The sequence below is a fragment of the Peptidiphaga sp. genome, from assembly GCF_057238965.1.
The window spans coordinates 1-4317 of the sequence record NZ_DBHHEV010000055.1 but is presented as its reverse complement, the minus strand read 5'-3'; the positions used below and the strand labels follow the sequence as shown (position 1 = coordinate 4317).

5 protein-coding genes are annotated in these 4317 nt (G+C 65.6%); 3 read left to right on the top strand and 2 right to left on the bottom strand.

What is annotated here, in order from left to right:
- A partial coding sequence (gene tsf, locus ACO48X_RS07465) for a translation elongation factor Ts (RefSeq protein WP_485001460.1) occupies positions 1-590 on the top strand: 590 nt, incomplete at its 5' end.
- Positions 591-848: 258 nt separating this feature from the next.
- Here tsf and ACO48X_RS07460 read toward each other — a convergent pair.
- On the bottom strand, positions 849-2201 hold the full coding sequence (locus tag ACO48X_RS07460) for a DUF711 family protein (RefSeq protein WP_485001459.1): 1353 nt from the start codon (positions 2199-2201) through the stop codon (positions 849-851).
- Positions 2202-2235: 34 nt separating this feature from the next.
- Positions 2236-2505 carry an ACT domain-containing protein gene (locus ACO48X_RS07455; RefSeq protein WP_485001458.1) on the bottom strand — a complete coding sequence of 90 codons (270 nt, stop codon included), beginning with the start codon at positions 2503-2505 and terminating at the stop codon, positions 2236-2238.
- Positions 2506-2983: 478 nt separating this feature from the next.
- On the opposite strand from ACO48X_RS07455, the gene ACO48X_RS07450 reads away from it, so the two are divergent.
- Positions 2984-3736, top strand: a complete 753-nt coding sequence (locus ACO48X_RS07450) for a DNA-3-methyladenine glycosylase I (RefSeq protein ID WP_485001457.1) — start codon at positions 2984-2986, stop codon at positions 3734-3736.
- A gap of 218 nt (positions 3737-3954) precedes the next feature.
- Positions 3955-4317 (top strand): amino acid kinase family protein (locus ACO48X_RS07445; RefSeq protein ID WP_485001471.1); only part of this gene is annotated, 363 nt, incomplete at its 3' end.

Below are 4317 nucleotides of genomic sequence, written 5' to 3'. Positions count from 1 at the left end.
TTGCGAAGAACGAGAAGTTCATCGCGATGGCCGACGAGATCCTCCAGGCGGCCGTCGAGGCCGGCGCGTCCGACGTCGAGTCGGTTCTCGCCGCCAAGCTGGGGAAGGAAACGGTCAAGGACCGCGTCGAGGGGCTCATCGCCGTGATCGGCGAGAAGATGGAGGTTTCCCACGTCGCTGTCGTCGAAGGCGAGCACGTCGAGGCCTATATGCATCGGACCAATCCTGACCTTCCTCCCCAGGTCGGCGTTCTGGTGGCCACCGACGCCGCCGGGGCATCGGTCGCCCACGACGTCGCCGTCCACATTGCCGCTCTCGATCCGACCTACCTCGACCGCGAGTCGGTTCCCGCCGACGTCGTCGAGGCCGAGGAGCGCATCGCGACCGAGACGACGATCGCCGAAGGAAAGCCGGAAAACGCCGTGCCGAAGATCGTCCAGGGCCGCATGAGCGGCTTCTACAAGTCGGTCGTGCTCCTGGAGCAGGGCTTTGCCCGCGACCCCAAGGTCAGCGTGGGCAAGATCGTCGCCGACGCCGGCGGCAAGGTGACCGCTTTCGCGCGGCTGCGCGTCGGCGCCTCCGCAGAGTGAGCCTGCGCACGAACAAGTTCGTCTGCCACATGTGCATTTGCCGGGAGGATGTTCCTGGAGCCGCCTCGACGGAAAGCGCTTTTCGGAGGCTTCCCGGCGGGCGGGCACGAAGGCGTTGGAGCGCATGAAGGCATGAGAACAAAAGAATAAAACTCGTGAGGGAGGGACCCGCCGGGCCCCTCCCTCCCTTGCAAGCCAGCACTAGCGGCTGCCTTGCGAGCCGGCACTCTACTGCGTCGCTTGCAGGCCGCTTGGCCCTCAGTTTTTGAAGCCGTGGACGGGGGCCGGCATGAGTCCCCCTCGGCCGATGAAGGCTTCGTTGGAGTACGGGCTGACCGGCATGACGGGCGCCCTGCCCAGAAGGCCTCCGAATTCGACGACGTCGCCCGGGGCCGTGCCCGGGGCGGGAATGATCCGCACCGCCGTCGTCTTGTGGTTCATGACGCCGATCGCCGCCTCGTCGGCGATCATTCCCGCGATCGTCGAGGAAGGGGTGTCGCCCGGAACAGCGACCATGTCGAGGCCCACCGAGCAGATCGCCGTCATCGCCTCCAGCTTTGCCAGCGAGATCGCGCCGGCCTCCGCGGCTTCGATCATGCCCTCGTCCTCGGACACGGGGATGAACGACCCCGAAAGGCCGCCGACCCGAGAGCACGCCATGAGGCCGCCCTTCTTCACCGCGTCGTTGAGCAGGGCCAGCGCCGCCGTCGTCCCGTGCGCGCCGACGCGCTCCAATCCCATCGCCTCGAGCGCGCGAGCCACCGAATCGCCGATTTCCGAGGTCGGCGCGAGGGACAGGTCGACGATTCCGAAGTCGACCCCGAGGCGCTCGGCGGCCATGCGCCCCACGAGCTCTCCCATGCGAGTGATCTTGAAGGCCGATTTCTTGACGGTCTCGGCGAGCGCGTCGAAGGGCTCGCCCGCGGCCGAGGCAATCGCCCGGGTGACGACGCCGGGGCCGGAGACTCCCACGGACACGACGCAATCGGGCATCTCGACGCCGTGGAAGGCGCCCGCCATGAACGGGTTGTCGCCGACGGAGTTGGCGAAAACGACGAGCTTGGCCGCCCCCAGCCCGTTTTCGGTGGCTCGGGCGGAGGCCGTGATCGCCTCGCCCATGGCCCGGACGGCGTCCATGTTGATTCCCGCGCGAGAGGACCCCACGTTGACCGATGAACAGACGACCTTCGTCGAGGACAGGGCCTCTGGGATGGAATCGATGAGGGCGAGGTCGCTCGCCGTCGCCCCCTTTTCGACGAGAGCCGAGAACCCGCCGATGAAATCGACGCCGACGGCGGCCGCGGCCTCGTCGAGCATCTGAGCCCAGGGCGTCAGGTCGGACTCGCGCGACGCGGCGGCCACGAGCGCGATCGGAGTGACGGAGACGCGCTTGTTGATGATCGGTATGCCGAGTTCCGTCTCGATTGCCTCGCACACCGAAACCAAATCGGCGGCGCGCCTGGCGATGCGTTCGCAGCAGCGCCTTCTGGCCCGCCTCCCGTCAGAGTCGGCGCAATCCAGGAGCGAGATCCCCATCGTCACGGTCCGAATGTCGAGACGGTCTTCCGAGATCATCTCGATCGTTTCGAGAATATTGCTTGCTGTGTCCATTGTTTCGCTTGTGTCTGCCGTTTGTTCCCCGTGCCTATAGTTTGTGCATGGCGTCGAAGATCGCTTCGGATTGGATCCGAATCTCCAGGCCTTCGGCCTTGCCGACGTCGGTCATAGTTCGCTGAAGGTCGACGAGCGGAAGGGCGTCGTCGTCGAAGTCGATCTGAAGGATCATGGTGAAGTAATTTCCCATGAGCGTCTGTGAGACGTTCGTGATGTTGACGTCCCGCTTGGCTAAGGCCCCCGAGACCGCGGCGATGATTCCCGTGTGGTCGAGTCCCGTGACTGTCATGATGGCGCGCATGCACACAATTGTGTCACGCTCTGGAGCGGCGGGCTCCGTCATCGGACGCCGAGCGTCTTGCGCCGTCGCGCGGACTCGTGCCGACGCGCGCACTTGGACCGTCGCGCAGACTTGTGTCGCCGCCCAGACTCGTGCCGCCGCGCAGACTTGTGCCGACGCGCTGAGTCGTGCCGTCGCCCAGACTCGTGCCGCCGCCCAGACTCGTGCCGCCGCCCAGACTCGTGCCGCCGCGCAGAATGAAACGAGTTCGATTTGAACGGATTCGCAGACGAGAGCCGTTTTGGTTTGAGGAGGCTTGCGGGCGGGAATGACGTCGGCGTGAACCGCTCAACGCGTCTGAATGGCTTTGTTTGGAAAAGATGCCGGACGCGAACGGCGCTAGTCTGGACTGGTCCACAGACATCGGCGACGTAGGGCCTGTCCACAGATCGACGCTTGGGGCCGCCGGAGGCTTTCTTGCCGCTCTAAGGTGGAGGGCATGAACGAGCAGGAGCGAAGAACGGCCGGGCAAGTGCGCGGGAAGGAAAAGAACCGCGCCGGAGGAGCTTCCGGGGGAGAGGCGTCGCCGGAAACGGCCGAGGCCTTGGCGAAAATTCCCCGATGGGCGGCCGCAGACCCGCTGTTGGCCGCGTACCACGCGGAAGAATGGGGCATGCCCGTGCGCACGGAGGCCGGCATCTACGAAAGGCTGTGCCTTGAAGCCTTCCAGGCAGGCCTTTCGTGGCTGACGGTGCTGCGCAAAAGAGAGGCCTTCCGGGATGCCTTCGCAAGATTCGACCCCGAGGCCGTGGCCGAGTTCGGCGAAAAGGACGTTGAACGGCTTCTGGCCAACCCCGACATCATTCGCAACCGAGTGAAAATCGAGGCGACGATACGCAATGCCCGGGCGACCCTCGCGCTGCGAGAATCCGGAGGGCTTCCGTCCTTCGTTTGGTCGTTTCAGCCCGAGGTAAATATTTTCCCTGAGCGGTCCGAGGACATTCCCCAGCACACCCCCGAATCTTCGGCGATGGCGGCCGCCTTGCGCGGGCGCGGGTTTCGCTTCGTCGGCCCGACGACGTGCTTCGCCCTCATGTTGGCCATAGGAATGGTCGACGGGCACCTCGTGGGTTCGCGCGAGCGCGGAAAGTCGGGCGTGTGGAGGGGCGAATGGCCCGGAGGGCCCGAGACTTGCCCTGAAGTGGAGCCGCTCGAATACCACGAAGCGTGGGGCAGGCTTAAGGCCGTCTGACTCGCCGCAAGACTCCCGCCCGGGCTCGGGTTTCCCTTCAACTCGAACCCGGGTGGGCCGCATTGCTTGCTTCGCCGGCATTCCCGCGCGCTGCTACTCTTGAACCTGGCATTGAACCCATCTGACGGACGAGGGAAGGACACGAGGTGGCGGAAGCGATTCATTCTGGCCCCGACGGCAAACGCAGGAGAAGGGTCCTTCTCAAGTTGTCCGGGGAAATGTTCGGCGGAGGGGCGGTCGGACTGGACGCCGACGTGCTCACCCGAGTGGCGTCGGAGATCGCCGAGGCGGTCCGCGACGGCGTGCAGGTGGCCATCGTCGTCGGCGGAGGCAACTTTTTCCGCGGCGCCGAGTTGCAGGCGCGGGGAATGGACCGTGCCCGCGCGGATTACATGGGCATGCTCGGCACCGTCATGAACGCCATCGCCCTCCAAGACTTCATTGAGCGCGCCGGAATTCCCTGCCGGGTTCAGACGGCCATCACAATGACCCAGGTGGCCGAGCCGTACATTCCGCTGCGGGCCGTTCGCCATCTCGAAAAGGGGAGGGTCGTCGTGTTCGGGGCGGGCGCGGGAATGCCG

Coding starts and splice junctions, on each gene's coding strand:
- ACO48X_RS07455 (WP_485001458.1), bottom strand. CDS start 2,505: ATGCGCGCCATCATGACAGTCACGGGACTCGACCACACGGGAATCATC.
- ACO48X_RS07450 (WP_485001457.1), top strand. CDS start 2,984: ATGAACGAGCAGGAGCGAAGAACGGCCGGGCAAGTGCGCGGGAAGGAA.
- ACO48X_RS07460 (WP_485001459.1), bottom strand. CDS start 2,201: ATGGACACAGCAAGCAATATTCTCGAAACGATCGAGATGATCTCGGAA.